At 41.2% G+C, this 18,304-nt stretch carries 14 protein-coding genes and 2 pseudogenes; 7 read left to right on the top strand and 9 right to left on the bottom strand.

From position 1 onward, the window contains the following. Positions 1-25 precede the first annotated feature (25 nt). From BM021_RS12105 to BM021_RS12085, 5 genes are all read right to left on the bottom strand, one after another. Entirely contained in the window at positions 26-448 is a 423-nt protein-coding gene (locus tag BM021_RS12105) for a hypothetical protein (RefSeq protein WP_090721295.1), read from the bottom strand. Between the two features lie 66 nt (positions 449-514). Further along, positions 515-1,318: a hypothetical protein gene (locus BM021_RS12100; RefSeq protein WP_090721294.1), complete on the bottom strand. Its 804-nt coding sequence runs from the start codon at positions 1,316-1,318 to the stop codon at positions 515-517. Between the two features lie 14 nt (positions 1,319-1,332). Further along, complete coding sequence (locus BM021_RS12095; RefSeq protein ID WP_090721293.1) at positions 1,333-2,316, bottom strand: hypothetical protein; 984 nt, start codon at positions 2,314-2,316, stop codon at positions 1,333-1,335. Positions 2,317-2,443: 127 nt separating this feature from the next. Then, positions 2,444-3,742: a CRISPR-associated endonuclease Cas1 gene (gene cas1 / locus BM021_RS12090; RefSeq protein ID WP_177186373.1), complete on the bottom strand. Its 1,299-nt coding sequence runs from the start codon at positions 3,740-3,742 to the stop codon at positions 2,444-2,446. Next, a complete protein-coding gene (locus tag BM021_RS12085) occupies positions 3,708-4,643 on the bottom strand; it encodes a hypothetical protein (RefSeq protein ID WP_143074339.1) in 936 nt (311 codons plus the stop codon). Before BM021_RS12085 ends, cas1 (BM021_RS12090) begins: the two co-directional genes overlap by 35 nt. 165 nt (positions 4,644-4,808) lie before the next feature. On the opposite strand from BM021_RS12085, the gene BM021_RS12080 reads away from it, so the two are divergent. Genes BM021_RS12080 through BM021_RS12060 form a run of 5 tightly spaced genes read left to right on the top strand, consistent with a single transcriptional unit; the run spans position 4,809 to position 13,259 of the window. After that, on the top strand, positions 4,809-4,988 hold the full coding sequence (locus BM021_RS12080) for a ribbon-helix-helix domain-containing protein (protein ID WP_090721290.1): 180 nt from the start codon (positions 4,809-4,811) through the stop codon (positions 4,986-4,988). Between the two features lie 5 nt (positions 4,989-4,993). Next, complete coding sequence (locus tag BM021_RS12075) at positions 4,994-5,641, top strand: hypothetical protein (protein ID WP_090721289.1); 648 nt, start codon at positions 4,994-4,996, stop codon at positions 5,639-5,641. Next, positions 5,631-6,143: a hypothetical protein gene (locus BM021_RS12070; protein WP_090721288.1), complete on the top strand. Its 513-nt coding sequence runs from the start codon at positions 5,631-5,633 to the stop codon at positions 6,141-6,143. Before BM021_RS12075 ends, BM021_RS12070 begins: the two co-directional genes overlap by 11 nt. Continuing rightward, entirely contained in the window at positions 6,133-9,144 is a 3,012-nt protein-coding gene (locus tag BM021_RS12065) for a DNA polymerase domain-containing protein (RefSeq protein ID WP_090721287.1), read from the top strand. The genes BM021_RS12070 and BM021_RS12065 overlap by 11 nt, the downstream gene beginning before the upstream one ends. Further along, the gene (locus BM021_RS12060) at positions 9,117-13,259 is read left to right on the top strand and encodes a PIN domain-containing protein (RefSeq protein ID WP_090721286.1); all 4,143 of its coding nucleotides are present in this window, start codon (positions 9,117-9,119) and stop codon (positions 13,257-13,259) included. The genes BM021_RS12065 and BM021_RS12060 overlap by 28 nt, the downstream gene beginning before the upstream one ends. A gap of 54 nt (positions 13,260-13,313) precedes the next feature. On the opposite strand, the gene BM021_RS12055 is transcribed toward BM021_RS12060, so the two are convergent. Further along, positions 13,314-14,978, bottom strand: a complete 1,665-nt coding sequence (locus BM021_RS12055) for a DUF262 domain-containing protein (protein ID WP_090721285.1) — start codon at positions 14,976-14,978, stop codon at positions 13,314-13,316. Positions 14,979-15,993: 1,015 nt separating this feature from the next. Here BM021_RS12055 and cas1 (BM021_RS16640) point away from each other — a divergent pair. Then, positions 15,994-16,323, top strand: a pseudogene (gene cas1, locus BM021_RS16640) (CRISPR-associated endonuclease Cas1). 112 nt (positions 16,324-16,435) lie between these two features. Here cas1 (BM021_RS16640) and BM021_RS15595 read toward each other — a convergent pair. Together BM021_RS15595 and BM021_RS12040 are read right to left on the bottom strand one after the other, a co-directional pair. Continuing rightward, a complete protein-coding gene (locus BM021_RS15595) occupies positions 16,436-16,591 on the bottom strand; it encodes a hypothetical protein (protein ID WP_177186370.1) in 156 nt (51 codons plus the stop codon). A gap of 60 nt (positions 16,592-16,651) precedes the next feature. Then, positions 16,652-17,038 carry a hypothetical protein gene (locus tag BM021_RS12040; protein ID WP_256207897.1) on the bottom strand — a complete coding sequence of 129 codons (387 nt, stop codon included), beginning with the start codon at positions 17,036-17,038 and terminating at the stop codon, positions 16,652-16,654. A gap of 231 nt (positions 17,039-17,269) precedes the next feature. Between BM021_RS12040 and BM021_RS12035 the strand changes: the two genes are divergently transcribed. Further along, entirely contained in the window at positions 17,270-17,566 is a 297-nt protein-coding gene (locus tag BM021_RS12035; RefSeq protein WP_090721282.1) for a hypothetical protein, read from the top strand. 577 nt (positions 17,567-18,143) lie between these two features. On the opposite strand, the pseudogene BM021_RS16180 reads toward BM021_RS12035, so the two are convergent. Further along, positions 18,144-18,304, bottom strand: a pseudogene (locus BM021_RS16180) (IS630 family transposase); the annotation flags it as partial.

The following is an 18,304-nucleotide window of genomic DNA, read 5'->3' as shown; positions in this document are numbered from 1 at the left end:
GGGATGCCGGGAATGCTGCATGGACTTACTTCAAGCCCACGATATGCAGCGGATCGATGAGGATGGAATGAGTAGTTGAGCGCCCTGAATTGACAGTACCCACAATATCTTTACCCTGATTGCCTTTTGTTGCCTTGATCTGAAAGGCAGAAGCATACACCTGACCATCTACCGATAAATGGATTTCACCGGACACGCCTTGCGGCGCGTCTCCTTCATAGAAATTGATCGCAATCAGTAATGTCTTCAAATCCAAAGGCACATTAAACGAGATAGTTTCGTATCCTTTAGTTGCATCAGGCGCATCGCGATAGTCTTTCCAATACTGCCCGTGCTCCGATAATGGTTCTGCGTAATACAGCACCTGTGCTTTGGGAACTGCTCTGGCATATAAATCCAGATCGCATTTGCATTTCCAAGAAATGCCGATCTCCACATTGTTCGCCATGCGGATTTGAGATTGTGTAACCGCAGACTTGCTCAAAGGCCGGTCATGGATCGATTGCTTGATTTCCTAGGGGCGTAGCCGGATCATCTCCAGCTTGTCTGAGCGTATTGGCGTGTGGTCATGCGGCAATGGCGCGGCATTCTGATTGATCCTGCGAAACAGCGTCGGCAGATCGGCTACGAAGCTGGCGAGCTTGCCGCCATGCTGTTCGATATAGAGCGTCCAGAAGCGCTGAACATGAAAGCGGTGTTGATCGCTTTGCATGATGGTTTCACTGCCATAGCCGATATGCACATTAAGATTTGCCAGCAATTGCGGATGATGCGGATTCCCAAACGGCGTTTTGCTTTGCGAAGCAAATAAATGCCCATCTGACGGAAACCTGCCATCCGCCATAGAAAAATCCGGTTCGCGCGGATCATCGTAAAACGGAGAACCGAGTACGATGACATTCAACTTCTCGCCTTGCGTATAATTCTTGGCGACATGGCTTAACAACTGAGGCAATCGCACTGCACCATTAACAAAAGGGTGACCGTCTGTTCCTGGCATGATCGCATTCTCGGCAAAACGCAGTAATGCGCCAACTGCCTCGCGATTTACGTTCAATCGCGCTTTAGCGCTTTTATAAGCCGGATTATCCGGAACAGTGAAATCACCGATATGAGTGAGATTATAGCCATCGAGCAATGTTGCTTTATCGCCCGGCTGAAGCTGGGTGAGTTGCTGAAATAACGCGATATTCTGCTGTTTGGCCTCAATGGGACTTAAATAAGGCGAAATGGCAATGATGAGATTGTGCCCATGAGCATTTTGCCAAATCGACACATTTAAAACTACAGCAACACAAAACAGTTTGAAGTGTTTCATAACATTCTCCAGGATTAGGAATCGATGTGGGAGTTCAGGCGGGCAACGTGACTGGCCCGTAGGCTGATGTACTCGACGATTCTTTCATTGACGAGGGCATTTCTATCCGCAGTCAGCTTAAACAAATGGCCATGCAGGGTGCCGCGTTGCTCACGCAACCCTTCATGTACCGCAAGATGATCCTTCAGTAATTTCTCAATCTCGACATATTCAGGATTCTCCAGATACACATCCGGCGAATAGCGCATATAGATATCCTCAGCCGCGAGAAACAATGCACTGGCAGCCAATACTTCCACCATCAATTGTGCCCACACGAAAGCAGAACCAAAATCGGTACTATCATCGAAGGAATTCCAATTGACGGTGCTGGCCACCCCTGTGTTATTCAGGCCGAACAATATGGCCCAGCAAAGAAACGCAACGCCTGTGGCACTATAGATAAACAAGGCATAGCGCTTGCGCGAACGGTCAAATGCCATGAAATTGGTCACAAATTTGATCGAGACTGAAGCGATAGGAAGCAATGATGAGATCATTACAGCCAGCCAAGGGGATTCGATGAAAACAGGATTGGATGCGACTAAATTGGCATATACGTTGCCCATGCCCATGGCGCAGGAAATAATCAGGAAAACGATCAATACGCAAAGCAGAATACGATCTTTAAGCCGCCAATCGCGCCATTGAATGACTTCCTTGTCGCTGCCGCTCATGAGTGTTCCGCTTTTGATATATTGGCTGGTGAGCTTCTTTTTTTCCTGCAAGCTGTATAAAGTCTCCCAGGAATATTTATAAGCCGTGTCAATATCTTCGATATCCAGTTTCAGCTTTGTCAGTTCAGCACCGAATTTCTGCTCGGCCTCAAAATTGGCCTGCTCGACAATTAAGCTGCTTGCTGCTTCGCGATCCGGATGATGAATGAGCCTGCGGGAAAACTGGGATGACACCAGCTCTAATGGTTTGTGACTAGCTTCTTTTTCTTGCGCTTCTACCAACGGGGTATGTTAACTTCTCCCAAAACGCCGTACACTTTTGACTTGATACTCAAACTTGGCCGGAATTTAAGGCAACGTCACCAACTTATCACTGGTCCGATTGCCATATAGTTATTTGCTGGTTTTGCTAAATATTGAGTGTCTGCTGAGTAGAAAGCCTTACTGACTTATCACCAAGCTGCTTAAGCAACCCTACATAAGAATTAATTTCGTCCCGAACGACCGCATCAGGCAATAGTGCTTTAGTAACGACTATCTGGGCCAACTGCGGATGGACTCTAATCACACCTTGTCGATCCACTACAAAATCACTTCGACGCCATCGTTGAGTAGTAACCCAACTAAAAATAGTCCTATCGACTACCGGTCGCAATGGCTCAATCAAATCAAAAACCAGTGAAGCTCGTCCATCCTGATCAGCATGAAGACTTCCCACAGCCACATCAAGCCCCGCGATCTGTAAAGCACGCTCCACTTGCCCTGCTAATATCGCATATGCATAATTCAATATGGCATTGACTGGATGTGTGGCTTTATAACCCTTGCCAGAAATCCCCGATGCCCGCTGAGTAAAACTTTTCCATTCAACCGGAATATCTTTTTCTTTCCATTTAATCGCACTATTCCAGCTAGACCAATAAATTATCGCTGCTCGAGCTTCAAATAGCCGTAGAGCTTCCAATGTTTCGGCTTTGGGGATAAAAGCCGCAAAGGTAATAAAAGCTTCAGTCAATTCCGGCTTGATCTTGCAGCAAGCTTTCAGTTTACGGCTTAAAATTTCTTTTGCAAATGCAACAGGCTCAACCAAATATTGTAAGCGTCGTAGCGATATAACGTGAGGTGTAGATGGATGGGTCAAGGCTGTCAAGTTGGCGTCCCGATCTAATACATATAGTGCAATGCGTTGATCAGCGCACCATTGAATGGCCGCTGTGGACAGGCTTCCGGTAGTATTTAAAACGATGATTGCCCGTATTGCATGAACTCCACGAGATAATCGCCTTTCCCGATCCGATACTGTGGAACAAGCAAAACCCGATCGTAAAACTAATTGGCCTTTTTCCACCTGAAGACTGCACCCATTGCCTGCCAAAGTAATCACATCTCTTTCTTTGCTTTCTGCTGCCCAGTGTTTGCCTGACTCGGCGTATTCTTTACCATTGAGCGTAAATTGAATGAAAGCGGGAGCATCCTCGGTTGGGATAACGTCAACGGGTCGGTTGTCGATAAACGTTGGATTGGCAGATTCAATAACGCTTAATGACTTAACGGTACCAGATCTTTCAGTTTGGGTAATTAGGCTTGTAGCATTACTCTTTTTTACAAGTGTTCTGCCACTATTGGAGCAAGGCTTTGAGCAATATTTCGCTCGCTTATCTTTAGTGGCGAAGCTATTTTGGCAGTGAGGACAAACTAAATAATGCACTCTTTTCCTCCGAATCACTGTTCACTATATTTTTGATAAGGTTTGGAAAACCAAATTCAGGTCCATCCAAGATTTCTTGGGCAACTTGTCTAAACAGTGGATAGAACGCTTCCTTATGCTGACTATAGACAAGATAAAAAATAACAGCAGTTAAATGGGCATAGTATTGCGCCTTATCTTTTGAATAAGGATAAGGTTTCTTGCGCCGCAGTCTTTTGAGTAGTTTTGGCGAAAACTTTTCAAGCATTTGACGTGCGATAGGATGGTCATGTAAGCCTGGCAAGGGTAAATCACTATTTCGTCCGGTTAACAGGTCAAATAAGCTTGCGATTAAATGTGCAAAGAAGACCACAATTGGATTTTGATAAGCCAGTTCCAATTCCTCAGCAGAGCTACCTTCAATCAATTCCCGCAATACCCCAGGCTGAAAGAAACTCGAAAGCGCTACGAGTGATTTGAAGCGTTCTGTCTCATTGCTCAAATTTGTATAACCCAGACGGCAATAGGCAAAGATATCTTTCACTAATTCACCGTGAGCGGACATTCGATCGCGAGTTGAACGCTCTAAATTTTCAGCTCGATCAACTGGGTCTGTGCTTTGGCCTCTCTGCTGCCTACTCAAGGTTGTAACCATTTCATCGCATGCTGCTAGAAGATGCTTTTTTAATAAATCACCTTGTATTCCTAAATGTGCTGCGATGAGTGCAAACTCCGCCACTCTTCGATTGAGCCTTTCAGCTTTCACACAACTAGAAATAATCTTTAGTCGCTCGATACAGCTTCTATCCCACAAGCTTTCCTGGCGTTGACCAGGCCCTGTCCCGCACGTGTGCTGTCTTGGTAGCAAGCCATCTCGCTGCCAGCGCAAAAGCTTGCCGTGGTTTAACTGAATACCCGGCATTGTGGCTGCTTCAATCAATTCGGATGTGGTTAGGAATGCTTCCATATTCAGATTTTCATTAAAAGGCTATTTCTGCGTTTGATGAGGTCTTTTGAATACTCAATAATGAGAACTACATCATAACAAATTAATTAGTTACTTAGATTTTTATTAAGGAGAATTTGTATGTCAAACATCACTTTTTCAAATCAACGCTCAAGTACTTTGCCGGTAGTATTACCCATCAGTTGGATAGAGCGCTTAACCCAATTAGCCCGTGAACGCGGCATTAACCGCAGCGCTTTGGTGCGCGAAGCATTGCAACAAACATTATTTGCCGAAGACAAGCCCGCATCAAAGGATTAAGGGGCATGGCTATGTCAACTAAGAAACGCGACTATAAAGCCGAGTATCAACGACGGCGACAATTGGCACAGGAGCGAGGGTTATCGATAGCGCAAGCTAGAGGACATGCCCGCATAAGTGAAGCCAAGGTTTCTGAATTGAAGCGCTCAGGTGTAATCGGTAGCACACGCAAAAATACTCTTGAGCGCTTTTATCAAGCAATCAAAGGAGTTTCCTTTGGAAAGTCCTTATCTCGAGCGGCCAAGGATGCGCGTATCTCAGTAACCACCATTAAGAAACTTGATTCAGACCGGGGTATTTTACGCCGATCAATGAATGGCAATCGCTGGGATACCTTTAACGCAGCTCATTATCCGATCCTGACTAAGGATGGGAAACTGTTACAGGATGTTCCGCTTGACAAGAAGAATGCCAGCATCGTCGGCCAATACTGGAATGCTGCGAATAAAGCACGTTTGGGAGATGCGTCAAGCCTGGATCCCTTCGCTCATTCGATAATCTTCGACATGAATGGTAACCAGTATCGTTTATTAACTTCAGTTGATGATCTGATTTCTATTTTTGAACAAATGAGCGACGCTGACCTGGAAGGCTATGAGCGCTCGTTTGCTTCCGAGCAACGCGCATTCAGGGTGATGAATTATGGTTCATGATTATCCAAGTTGCAGCCAGTGTGGGGAATATCGTAAAGTAGCCCTGCGAAAGCCGGAGATTGGCCTTTGCCATAACTGCGCTGACAAAACACACCGTAAAGGATTATGCAAAATTTGCCGCAATGATCATTTACCGTTAGAGCTGCATCATCTAGCTGGCAGGAAACATGCGCCCAACACCATACCAATATGTCTTAACTGTCATGCCATGTTATCGCGTCGTCAATATGAATGGCCTGATTTATGGTTGAAGGAGCCTTGCGCCTTGTTTTTAATATGGGGCATTCTTGATTTTTATGTTTTAACCCTCAATCCGGCAATCCCGTTCGAGATATTCAGCGAGCAATGTGTTGAGGCAATGTCGGAAGTATCTCGCAAGAATGCGATAGGCCCTTTCTCACTAATTCAAATCATGCTGTTTATTGTTGTTCTGGTATGGGCAATAAAAGCTATTCCGGCATCGGCAATCAAATCTATAGAAGAACCTCAATATGCAAAGTAAAAATCACAACACACCGCAACCTGTAGCGCAATATCTACGTTGTTTTATTGAAAAGATTGATGCAGCAGAAAACGGTTCATCGAAGAATGACCGAGCTTCTAAACGAAAACACACAGCTAATAATTTAAACGCAGAAGCTCAAGCTATCCAGGAAATTGGTCGCCCCTATGAAGACTATTGTCTAGTATTTGACACTGAGACAACCACCGACAACCGGCAGGCGTTGCGTTTTGGAATTTATGCTATTTATGGCATCGATCCTGACACAAGAGTCTGGCTTTATGGGCATGGACAATTAACTCGTGAAGCCCTGGATAAACAAAAGGAAGTAGGTATTTTTTATAATCCAAGTGAAATCAGCAGCGATGAGCTTTCAATATTGCAGCAATTTGCACAGCTGCATAACCTGAAAATCTACGAGAAAGATGATTTTATCCGCAAAGTTTTTTATCCATGGGTTTACCAGCGACAAGCCTTGTGTATCGGGCATAATCTGCCTTTCGATTTATCTCGTCTTGCGACGTGCTGGGGTGAAGCAAAAGGTAAATTCTATGGCGGTTTTTGGTTGACACTGTGCAATTGCCGCAGTGATGATTCTTGCTTCGATCATCCGCCGGTGCGCGTAAAATCTTTGGGTGGAAAGAAAGCCTTGTTCGACTTCCGCTCTCAACGTAAACCCAGCAGAAAAATGAATCGCTACCGAGGGCGATTTTTAGATACAGCTACCTTCGGCCGTGCATTGCTCGGTCCTGGTGATGCGTCATTAGCAGGCATGGGCAAGCGCTTTAAGGCTTCTATACTCAAAATGGAAGGCGACATTGAACACGGCGGGCCTTTAACCGAAACTTATCTGGACTATGCGCTCCACGATGTAAAAGCCACCTGGGCTTTATATCAAGCCGAAAGAGAAGTTTATAAGAAGCATGGCCTTACAAAAGAGCCCTGGAAGATTTTTTCAGAAGCGTCTATCGGCAAAGCTTATCTCAGTGACTTAGGCATTCCACCTTTTCTGAAGCAGCACATAGAATTTCCAAGAACTGCCATCGGACGAGCAATGACTGCTTACTATGGTGGACGAACTGAAGTTCGCATTCGATTGCAATCTACTGAAGTCATCTACACTGATTTCACCAGCGAATATCCGACAGTCAATGCGCTTTTGAACATTCAAGAATTGTTGCTGGCTGAAAAGATCGATGTACAGCCCTGTCTTGAAGAAGCGAAGCAACTATTAGCTACCGTTAATCTTAATGACTTATTGGAAAAACAAACATGGCCGCTACTTCGCTCTTTTGTCAAAGTAATACCAGATGGTGACCTGTTACCTGTTCGCACTAACTATGGTGATCAATGCGCAGCGACTAATATTGGACTAAATTATGTTGATTGCGGGCCAGCCGTTTGGTATTGCCTAGCTGATGTAGTAGCTTCAAATCTTTTGATCGGAAAAGAACCCAATATTGTTGATGCATTTAAGCTCGTACCTAAAGGACGTATTCAAACCAAAGTTTGGAAGTTGTTTGATGATGAGCGTTTCACCATAGATCTAGAAAAAGATGATCTATTTGCCCGTGTAATTGAGATGCGGGCAGATATTAAAAAGCAGATGAAACAGCTTGCCCCAGACGATGCTGAATATCTTTATCTGGATGGTTTGCAGCAAGCGCTTAAACTGATCGCCAATTCCACCAGTTATGGCGTATTGGTCGAGATTAATCCTGATGACAGCAATGATAAAAATGTTCCTGTGCATATCTATACTGATCAGTGTCTATCGGGTAAAACCAAAGCGATTGAAGAGCCTGGTCCTTATTTTATGGGACCATGCGGTGCATTAATACCTGCAGCCGGTCGTCTATTGCTGGCAATGGCTGAGAAATTAGCAGCTGAGCGAGGAATTGATTATGTGCTGTGCGATACAGATTCAATGGCTTTTGCAAAGCCTCAAGGTTTAGAGCGAGAAATATTCCGGTCAAAGATCAAGCAAATTTGTGATTGTTTTAAGGCACTCTCACCCTACAATAATCTATCTGAGCTTTTAAAAATTGAGGATGTGAATGACTTCGATGGAGAGCCTCAACCTTTGTATTGCATCGCGGTTTCAGCTAAACGCTATGCTTTGTATAACCGCACCGATACAGGCTTGCGTATCAGAAAATTCTCGTCTCATGGCACGGGCGGCTGGCTGAAACCAACGGCTTATAAAACTATAACACCTGAACCTTGTGAAAATGTTTACAAGCTTGGCGGTCATCGCTGGATGTTTGATTTGTGGTATAGCGCAATTCAACAAATCGAGCAAGGTAAAACACAGGTATCTCTCCACGATCTTGAATTTTTATTTGAGCCTGCGCTTACTCGAGTAACAGTTTCTACCGCGCAATTACTGAAACGCTTTAAAGAGATTTCAGGTATCCGTCCGTTTTCATTTATGACGATGTTACCGTCGTTAAATCAGGTTGAATTACTTTGGAGACTAAGCAATAATTTTGAAGAAGCAAGTGATCAACCTGATAATTTATTTGATCTCAAGGGCATACCTTTTTACGCTCCCTTTGGCGCATCTTACTATGCTATCCGTGACCAAATCAGACGCATGGATAATAATGAACTAATAATGATTGAACACAAGAGGTTGGTAGAGTGTCTGGTATATTACTTTTCGCATGGAGAAGCTAAAGCAGCTAATCCCAAAGGCATTGGGCGACTAGAGCGGCAGCATCTCAATATTATTGAGCATGTGTATATTGGGAAAGAAACACATCGCATCAAGGATGAAATCAGTGAAGAAAGTGAGGGTATCGTTGAATATGAGGAGACAGCGGCATATGCAAGAAGTGGACTAGCGCAACTTCTCAAGCAATGGCCTATGAAAGAGTGTATTCGATTGACGGGAATTCCACGCCAGACTTTATATGATGTCAGAAATGGTGCTAAGCCAAATCCTGAAACTAGAAGAAAAATTTACATGCATTGTGTACAAAAAATCCAATATTTGTAAGCTACTCTATTAATGGCAAAAAACTTTTACAAAAATTAATAGAATATCTTAAAGAGGAATTTTCTTTGCATATTATACCAAACGAAATACCGCACCCAAAAAATGAAGCTGATTTTGAGAAAATGTGCGCTCAGATTTATGGTGTAGTTTTTCAAGATTCGCGTCCTAAAATTAATGGAAGGAAAGGGCAAGAGCAATATGGAATTGATGTTTTCGTCAATGATAAGGATATTGGTAGGATAGGCATACAGTGCAAAAAATATTTACGTACTATACTCAAGCGAAATCACATTGACGAAGAAATTCAGAAAGCTGATACGAACAAAGTTGCTATCAAACACCTTATTTTTGCAACAACTTCTCCAAATGATGCATCTCTTCTCAAAGAGATTCAGCGACTATCAGATTATAGGAAAAACAAAGGATTATTTACCGTAGAGATAGAATTTTGGGAAGATATAGAACTGCGAATCAATAGTTACCCTATTTTACAGAACAGCTATGCTCCCAATTCTCCTGGTGCTTCTTTCTATATACAAAACCAGAAGTTAGATTACATTCTAGAATTAGGGATGAATGTCCAAGACAGAATTGCAAATTCTGGAATGCTACCTATAGCTAGAACTGATTCAGCTAACATAATCATTTCAACCCAACTAGACCAAACAAACGATCTCATAAAAAAATACAGATACCAGAATGCCATTGAGCACATTGATATTATAGGAAAAGATTTAGGGTGTTTTGATGTACACCAAAAAGCTAGATGGCACTTACAACGTGGCCTCTGTCTCTGGTTTAGCCAAGATGATGTTAAAGAAGCAGCTCACCATTTCTTAAAAGCTGCGGACCTTTATCCTGATGACGAACGGATAGCTGCCGCTCACGTACGTGGGCTTATGCTAAATAATGATTTTGATGCCGCCTTAGATGTTGGTATGTTAGCCTTGGAACGATTTCCTCTTTCAAAACAGATTTGGTTGGCATATATAAATGTGAAAATGATGAAAGGGGAAATAGTACGACTCGAGGATATTCCCTCTAATATGCGTGAGGAGCCAGATGCACTGCAACTGATCGCCATCGCGGCAAGCATGCAAGATAATTCTACTGATGCTCTTTCTCTATCTATTAAAGCAGCAACACACCCGGAAGCAAGCTTCTTTACACGAATAACCGCATTGAATCTGGTTGTTCAAAACTCAACCAATAATCCTGTGGCAGCAATGTATGGTGTACTTACTAAAACTCAGTATACGGCCCTTGAGCAAGTTGTTAATTTTTTTGAACCAAGAATTGAGAAGCTTTGGTCGGTTCAATCTTCAGTAGTTCAAGAAGCAACAGCGCTGCTTGGTTTTGCTTTTCTCTTGCGACATAAACCCGAGAATGCGCTTGAAATTGTGAATGAAGCTAAGTCACATGGAATAAATTCTCCAGAAATTCTTCGTATTCATATTCAAGCATTATCTGAATTACAGCGTGATAAAGATGCCCTAATGCTTGGGCGCAATCACTTATCAGTGTTAACCAGAGAATCAATCGTTATAATCTCTGAATTAGCTGCTTATCTAGGCGACATTGATTACTTGGAAGAAGTTATTCTAGAAGCAAGAAAAAGAATGCCAGGGGATCAGGAAGTAACGGATCAGCTTTTATCACTTCGTTGGGCTGCTCTAGCAAAGGCTGGAAAGACGAGCTCTCTCCTCAGCGAAATTGACGTTGCAAAGATTGTAGAAAGCGGTAATTTTCTACTGACATGTAATGCAGCTCGCCTTTTGTATACCTCAGGATATCTACTAGAAGCCACTGAATTAATTGAGAAATCAAAATCATTACTTAATTCAAGCAGCCAAGAGTCAGATCGTTTAATGCTGGCCGAATTGCTGTTCAAGGCTGAACGATGGATGGAAGCTGCTGAATTTTATGAATCATTAGCTCCCACAAGACAAATTTCTGTACTTCATACTCGGTTATTTACCTGTTACATAGAGGCTGATAATCGAAAAAAAGCAAAAGAATTTCTGAATTGTCTTCCTGAAAATTGGATTGAGAATGATGAGATTCGTCAGTTAGCAATAACTCTTGGATACAAAGCGGGTGATTGGGCATTTTTATTGCCACTGGCAGATATACAAATCCTCAAGGCTCCAACAGAAGCCGCAAGTTGGTTATTTAAACTTCAAGTTGCTCTACACTCTGAAACACCAGCTACCTTTCAGCAAAGAATTCGGCAAGTGCCTGAAGATTTGAACGGTTCTATTCGAAATATTGTACAGCTTGCCAGTATAGAACTTAAATATAATGAGCCTTCGAAGGGATTAAAAAGACTATATCGTCTTTTGCGCCAGAATTTTGATGAACCTGAGGTATTTTCTGCATATTTCATTAGTATCATAACCGCACCAACTGAACTTCCGCTAATGGAGGACTCATTAATGGAAGTTGTTCCAGGAAGCGCCTTGGTTCTCATTGATGATCTTGGGCATGAACTACAAGTTGTGATCGATCCTTCCGATACTGGCATTCTTGCAAAAAGAACCAATTTTTTTCAATCAGATTCATCTGAGGGATCAGCATTAATAGGTGCGAAGGTTGGTCAGAAAATAGAAATACCTGCGCAAGCATTTGGTGGTAAAAAAACTTATACAGTGAAATCCATCCAATCAGCATATAAGTATATGATTCAAATTGTGAGAGAGCGAGAACAAAGCTTTGGCGGACTTCCAAACTTAAAAGCTGTACCGATTGGAGATTCAGGGGACGGTAACAAAGATTTCCGTTATATACTCGATGAACTCAAGCATAGCAAGAACATAACTAGGCAGCTTCTCGAAGCTTATGGTGCTGGAAATTTGACTCTCGCTGGTTTTGCCAAAATGCTAGGTCGATCACCGATTGATGTTGTAACTGGTTGGTCATTAGATTCGCCACCCATTTTCATTGGTACTGGACTTACTCAAGAAAAAAATGAGACTTTAGCTTTGCTCGCTCGCAAACATGCCATATACGTAATTGATGCATTAACACTGGCAGAATTTATAAATTTTGGTGCTCAGGAAGTACTTGCCGCTCTTCCTAAAATTTATATATCGCCGGTTACAATGGCTATTCTAAAATACAATCTCAGTGAAGCTGAGGATGATAAATCAATAGGTACAGCAATTGATAGCGGAAATCAGATCGGTTTTATTGAGTTTGATGGTAAATACAAAGAACGAAGAATTGCATTCGCCAATCAATTGATAGAAGCTGCTAATAAATATTGCACCATCCAACCGTCTTATGGTGAATTGATTCCACCAGTTGAAATTCCAGGATTCAAAGATATTCTACAAATTGAGGAGTGCGAAACGCTCCTACTAGCAAAGGAATACAATGCAACTCTACTGACACTTGATGGTAGGTTACGCATGCTCGGAAAGGCTGTAGAAGTAAACAGTATTTGGCCGCAAGTATTACTTATGTACTGTTTAGAAACTAAAAGAATTACTGCCGCGAGAAGTGCAGAGTTCACCATAAATCAGTTTCTGTCAAATCGAAAGTTTGTCTCACTTAGTTCATGGGATCTAGTGTGGATGGTCATGCAAGGTGATAGTTATATTCAGCGGGGAATCCAAGCCTTCAAAAAATATTTGGAAAGTTCCGATGCTGAGTTTGAGTCAACTACCAGTGTTGCATTAGGATTTTTATCTGGGATTGCTGAACTACAAACACAACTCGGGGCTTTTGGAGAACTTTTTGCTCATATAGTTGAATCGATTTTTCGCAGAAAAGATTGCCCAGAAGATTATCATAAAATCATAGAGATATTTGTATATGAGTTGCTAGAAGAATTGGCAGGCAAACCACATTTCTATCCTCCTATAAATTGGGCACGAGATAATGCAATTAGGAATCAACAGAAATATGTTCTTGAAAGACTTGCGGAAGCTAAAAGTCGCTCGGAACATTCACCTGTCTTACGTCCGATCGCTGTCCGTGTGATTTATGGCACAAAAATACCTTATTTAATAATGGATAAGAGTCTTTCTATTAATGAATCAGCCGCTACTGCTACAGCCGGAAATAATGTAACGTTTGGGAAAATGCATCATCACAATTTTCAGCAAAAATAACAATGGAAAAGGCAGGTCTCTGTTTAAATTTCTTGTGGTACATTGGCCTAAAATTTAGATAAGTAGGAACTTGAAACGATCTTTAATTAGCTCCTTGCGTGCCTCGATAAAATCAGTATAGCAATCCATTTTCCAAAGTGCCGGTTCTTTGGGTATTAGATGTAAGTCGAGATATTCAATAGACTTTGCTGTAAACCAGTCTTCTGGCATTGAATCACTCTTTCCTCCATTGCCGTTCTCTTCTCTGGTCAATAGCATACAGTTTGCAAGTTGATTTTGTATATCCTTAGGATATTTCATCACTTGTCGTCCTGTAGTTTGATTGACAACTTTGATTTGCATTAGCTTGCTTATTGGAAAAATATGATCAATCTGGGGTAAATTATTGTTATATACAGGAACATGAGTAAAAGTGGGATACCATAGATTGAACAGCAGGTGAATAGTTTGCGAACCATATCCCATTTGCAAAAATCGATCTTCAGTGAGCTCTAGGCTGCGTCCTTGGGAGCGCATCACTGAATATGCATCTTCTAAGCTGAATCCACCTATTTCCTTAAATTTATTAACAAGTGCATCTATAAGATTGTCAGGTTTTCCACTGAATGCTCCTACCAGGAGTGTTCTCAATAAATAATTATTGATGTCATTGGCTTTTTTCCATGCATCAATAAAATGATAACGTACATATATCAAAGGAATCAGCGCAAGATAAGATGGTAGAGCTTTATCGCATTGAATATAGGTCTTACTGCGAATAAAATCGACAACATCCCTAATAGCATCAGAAATATTTTCCCATTTAGATTCAATGCATTCACGTACACCTTGTTTTCGGAATTTAGAGACTTCATAGCGTGCACCTTGATCCAATAGAACTAAGCAGGTTTTTAAGACAAAATCACGATCAAAAGCAAAGCCATGTCTGTTGAGATCATCTAATAAATCTTCCATTTTCTTATCCGCAACTTCCCAAGTAGAGCTGAGCAGTGAAAATAGAAGGTCAGATTTTCCCAACTTTGTTCCGCCGGAATTAGTGCGAATAAATACTTCAACAACATCTTCTTCGGTATACAAACTAGGGTTGTCGATGCTATCTAGTTCTTGATACACAATAGCTTCTTCCATTTTGAAAGTTCGATCAATCAAATCAAGATGGTCATTAAGTTTATCTTCCTCTTCTAAAGTAAGGGATCTGCCTGCTTTGCTTTTTAAGAGATCATAAACTTCACGTTTTCTGCGTTCTGTAAAAATCAGATCTTTAAAAAGTATCCAAGGAAAGTTAGCTTCTGTTTTATTAAGAAACTTAAATTGATATTTAATATCTTCGGGCAGTGCAATTTCTCCACTGAGTATATCAATATGAAGTTCCTTCTCATTAAAGCTGCCGCACAAGCCGATAAAGAGACTTTGCAAGCGCTGCTGCCCATCAAGTACAAGGTTTTTTCTATCGTAGTTTTCTGGTACATAGTAATCACTTAATCGTAATGAATCTGCCCAGTTGTCGATAAACTTCCGTCGACGAATACTACTGGTGGTTTTCCATATCAGTAAAGTGCTAATTGGATACTCACGCAAAATAGAGTCAAAGAGTCGGCAAATCTGTTCTTCACTCCAAACAAAAGGTCGCTGAATATTAGGTAACCAAAAACCGCCGCCTTCGTTTGAATTGTTGAGAAAGCCGACAATTTTCCTAATGGTTTGCTTTTGGTTTTTCATTATTTTTTTATCCGTATTTTTTATAATAAGTTTTGGAAAATTAATTTTGGCATATTAGATAATAATGTTATTACTTACGCTTTTCACGTATTAACTTTAATCCCATAATTTGGTTTCTAATTCATTTTCTTACTCTATTAATTTATATTAATTTTCATCAATTAATATTTTAAAATTTATATTATCAAGTGATTCTCATCAGCAGAACAATCTGAAAGAAAATTAAGCTCTGCTTTGTGAAGTTAAGGGATTGACGCAAATTCCTGAAGAGATTAACTATAATAGTATATTTTTGGTTTGATAATCGAGTTCCCTGAAAGCGTTCTCGATTGTACCTATCAAAATAATAATGAAATGCTGGTAAATTGAGCTTCTAGCCGATATTCATGATTCTCGGGCATTAGTGGGTTTGAATCGTAGTTTCCTATACTTGAACATAGAAATTGTCCCCGTGAAATTAGGTATGAGCCAACTCAGTGCATCACGGAACTATCACTTAATGAGAGCAGTTAGACAACTAATCTATTTCCTCATCGGTACAAAATATTATTTATACCGCCTGTCCGAAATGCTGGCTAGGTGTATCGTATGATAATGAAACCCTACTTCTTCTTTATAAATGCCGTATGTAAGTCGATAAAGGGCAGTTGGTTTTAAGATCAGGGTTCAGTCGTTCTATATTAAAAGAACGTGAAAGATATTTCTCCCGTGGAATTCATACAATACGGGCAATTATCTTTTATTTTAAATAATATGGGTAGTCTTTCCACAGCAGCTATTCAATGGTGCGCTGATCAACGCATTGCTCTGTATGTGATAGATCGTGACGCTAACCTAACAACCTTAACCCATACGCCACACCCCATACCGTATCACTGCGGAGGCTGCTATATTTGGTTGAGCCTGTTGCATTAGCAAAGGAAATTTTAAGCTGTAAACTGGAAGCTTGCTGCAAGATTAAGGCTGAAAAGATGTTCCGGCTGAATAGAAAAGTTTTACTCAGCGGGCATCCGCCATATCCGGCAAAGGCTATAAAGCCACACATCCAGTTAATGCAATATTGAATTATGCGTATGCGATTTTGGCAGGGCAAGTAGAACGTGCTTCACAAATTGCTGGGCTCGATGTCGCTGTGGGTAGCCTTCATGCTGATTAGGATGAATGAGCTTCACTCGTTTTTGATTTGATGGAGCCACTGCGGCCGGTAGTCGATATAACAATTTTTACTTGGGTATCAACGCAAAGATGGCGCCGAAGTGATTTCGTAATTGATCGGCATGGGGTGATTAGAGTGCATCCACAATTAGGTCAGGTAGTAGTTACTAAAGCACTATTGCTTGACTGATTCGTTCGGGACGAAATTAATGTTTATGTAGGGTTGCTTAAGCAGCTTGGTGATAAGTCAGTAAGGCTCTCTACTCAGCAGACACTCAATATTTAGCAAAACCAGCAAATAACTATATGGCAATCGGACCAGTGATAAGTTGGTGACGTTGCCTTAAATTCCGGCCAAGTTTGAGTATCAAGTCAAAAGTGTACGGCGTTTTGGGAGAAGTTAACATACCCCGCGCTTCTACCAACTGCACGGCAAGCGGTTGCTTTTTATTCTTCATAACAGCACATCTCCTTAAAAACGTTAAAGGGATAAACCGTCAACAATGGTAGAGATGCTTCTAATAGGAGGTGGGAAACGGAAAAGTAAGAAGCGAGGAGATGATGAAAAAAATCAAACAAACTAAGCAAAAAATAAAGGCGTGGCAGAACAATGAACCTGGCACGCCTCTGCGTGGCTCACCATTTTCATCTGCTTCAAAGTAATAAGAAAACCAACGAGGATCACCAAGCACTTTATCCACATCAGGAATCGGCCAGCGCAAACCGCTCGGAAGCAGAATAACTCCATCAAAGTTGTACAGTGCATCAGCAATTGCATCTGCCCATCTGCGTCTCGATATCAACATATTCCTTGCGGCAATCCAGAGCCTTTTTTGATAAACCGGATCATTCAAAATGGCGATAGATACAACGAATATTATTCTTTCTTTCTCTTTTCTGTTCATGTGAGACTTCTCCGTAAAAGTTTGAGAAATCCTAGCTAGGGTCTTGCTAAATCTTCATGAAGGCCTCCACTCTAAACCATCAAAAACTCCGAATTTCTCCGAAAATCACTCCAAATTTTGCAGTAAAATATTCAATATATATCAATAGGTTATATTTTTTTCTTGTGCATCCTCTTGTTCTTATGGCAAGCAATCATCAGGTAAGAAAGCCGTTAGAAAGGATTGCCAGCAATGGGAAAGAAGAAAATTAACAAAACAGTTGTGCAAGAACCTGATCCAATGAGGAAAGATTGGATCATGCCAGATATGGATAGTGGTACTATTTACCTACTTGAAAGGTGGCTTAAAGCTAAGGCACAAGAAAGTAATAGAGAGATTTCAGATGTTTTTGCCACAGCTGTTCGTTATGACCTTGTAATGAAAGATTGGGGTTTAGAGAAAGTCCGAGAGGTAAATATGGAGTACAACAATCAGCAAAAAGCGCTAAGTAAAGCTTATATAGAACATTACGAGCGCACCCTGAAATAAAAATTGTAGTAATTAATTTTTGCTTTGTTTTAAATTTCCTCCTTAAATCCTTGGTACACTTGCGTTTTTATCGTATTTCTTTTTAAAAAAGTGAAATATTCTGATCAAGTAGTTTTCGATGGTTTACACAATACAATTTATCAAAGGGTTCTGTTAGCGATGACAGGCCCTGGCCGTCAAAAAGTAGCGCAGGAATTTCATGATGATCTTGATCTTATCAGGCAAAATTGGGAGGGTTACCATCTTTTAGAGTTTGCAAATACTATTCTGCCGAAAAAGCAAGATGTTAAAGGAAGAAAGAAACTTGATGCTCTCCTTAAGGGCTATGGCCTTAGTGGAATCAAAGAACTTCAAGGCCTACCCTCCAGTAAAATAAGCGCTTTTATTCAAAAAAAATCCAATGGTGTTTTTAAAAGCTTAGCAGAATTTCAAGACATCCCTCACTTAGTATGTTTTTCAAATTTTTTAGAATTTTGTAAAAATTCTCATCCTCCCCGCCCGTTGAAAGTTTTTGATAAAAATAACTTAATACTAACTAGGGAAGAAAAAATACCGGTTACACTAGAGCATTCTGCATTTAAGTACGTCCATACCCTGAATTCAGGAAGTAATTTCTGCATTCATATGCTGAGAAGAGCGGCAGTATGCTGCCGATGGTTTTCCACAAAGCATCGAATGACCGTGCCATGGCTTTTCTCAAAATGGCCTTGAGTTTTGCAAAGACCTGTTCGATAGGAT

This window comes from Nitrosomonas sp. Nm166, assembly GCF_900112825.1.
Lineage (GTDB): Bacteria > Pseudomonadota > Gammaproteobacteria > Burkholderiales > Nitrosomonadaceae > Nitrosomonas.
Note: the sequence above shows the minus strand (reverse complement) of the source record. Positions and strands in the feature narration are given on the sequence as shown.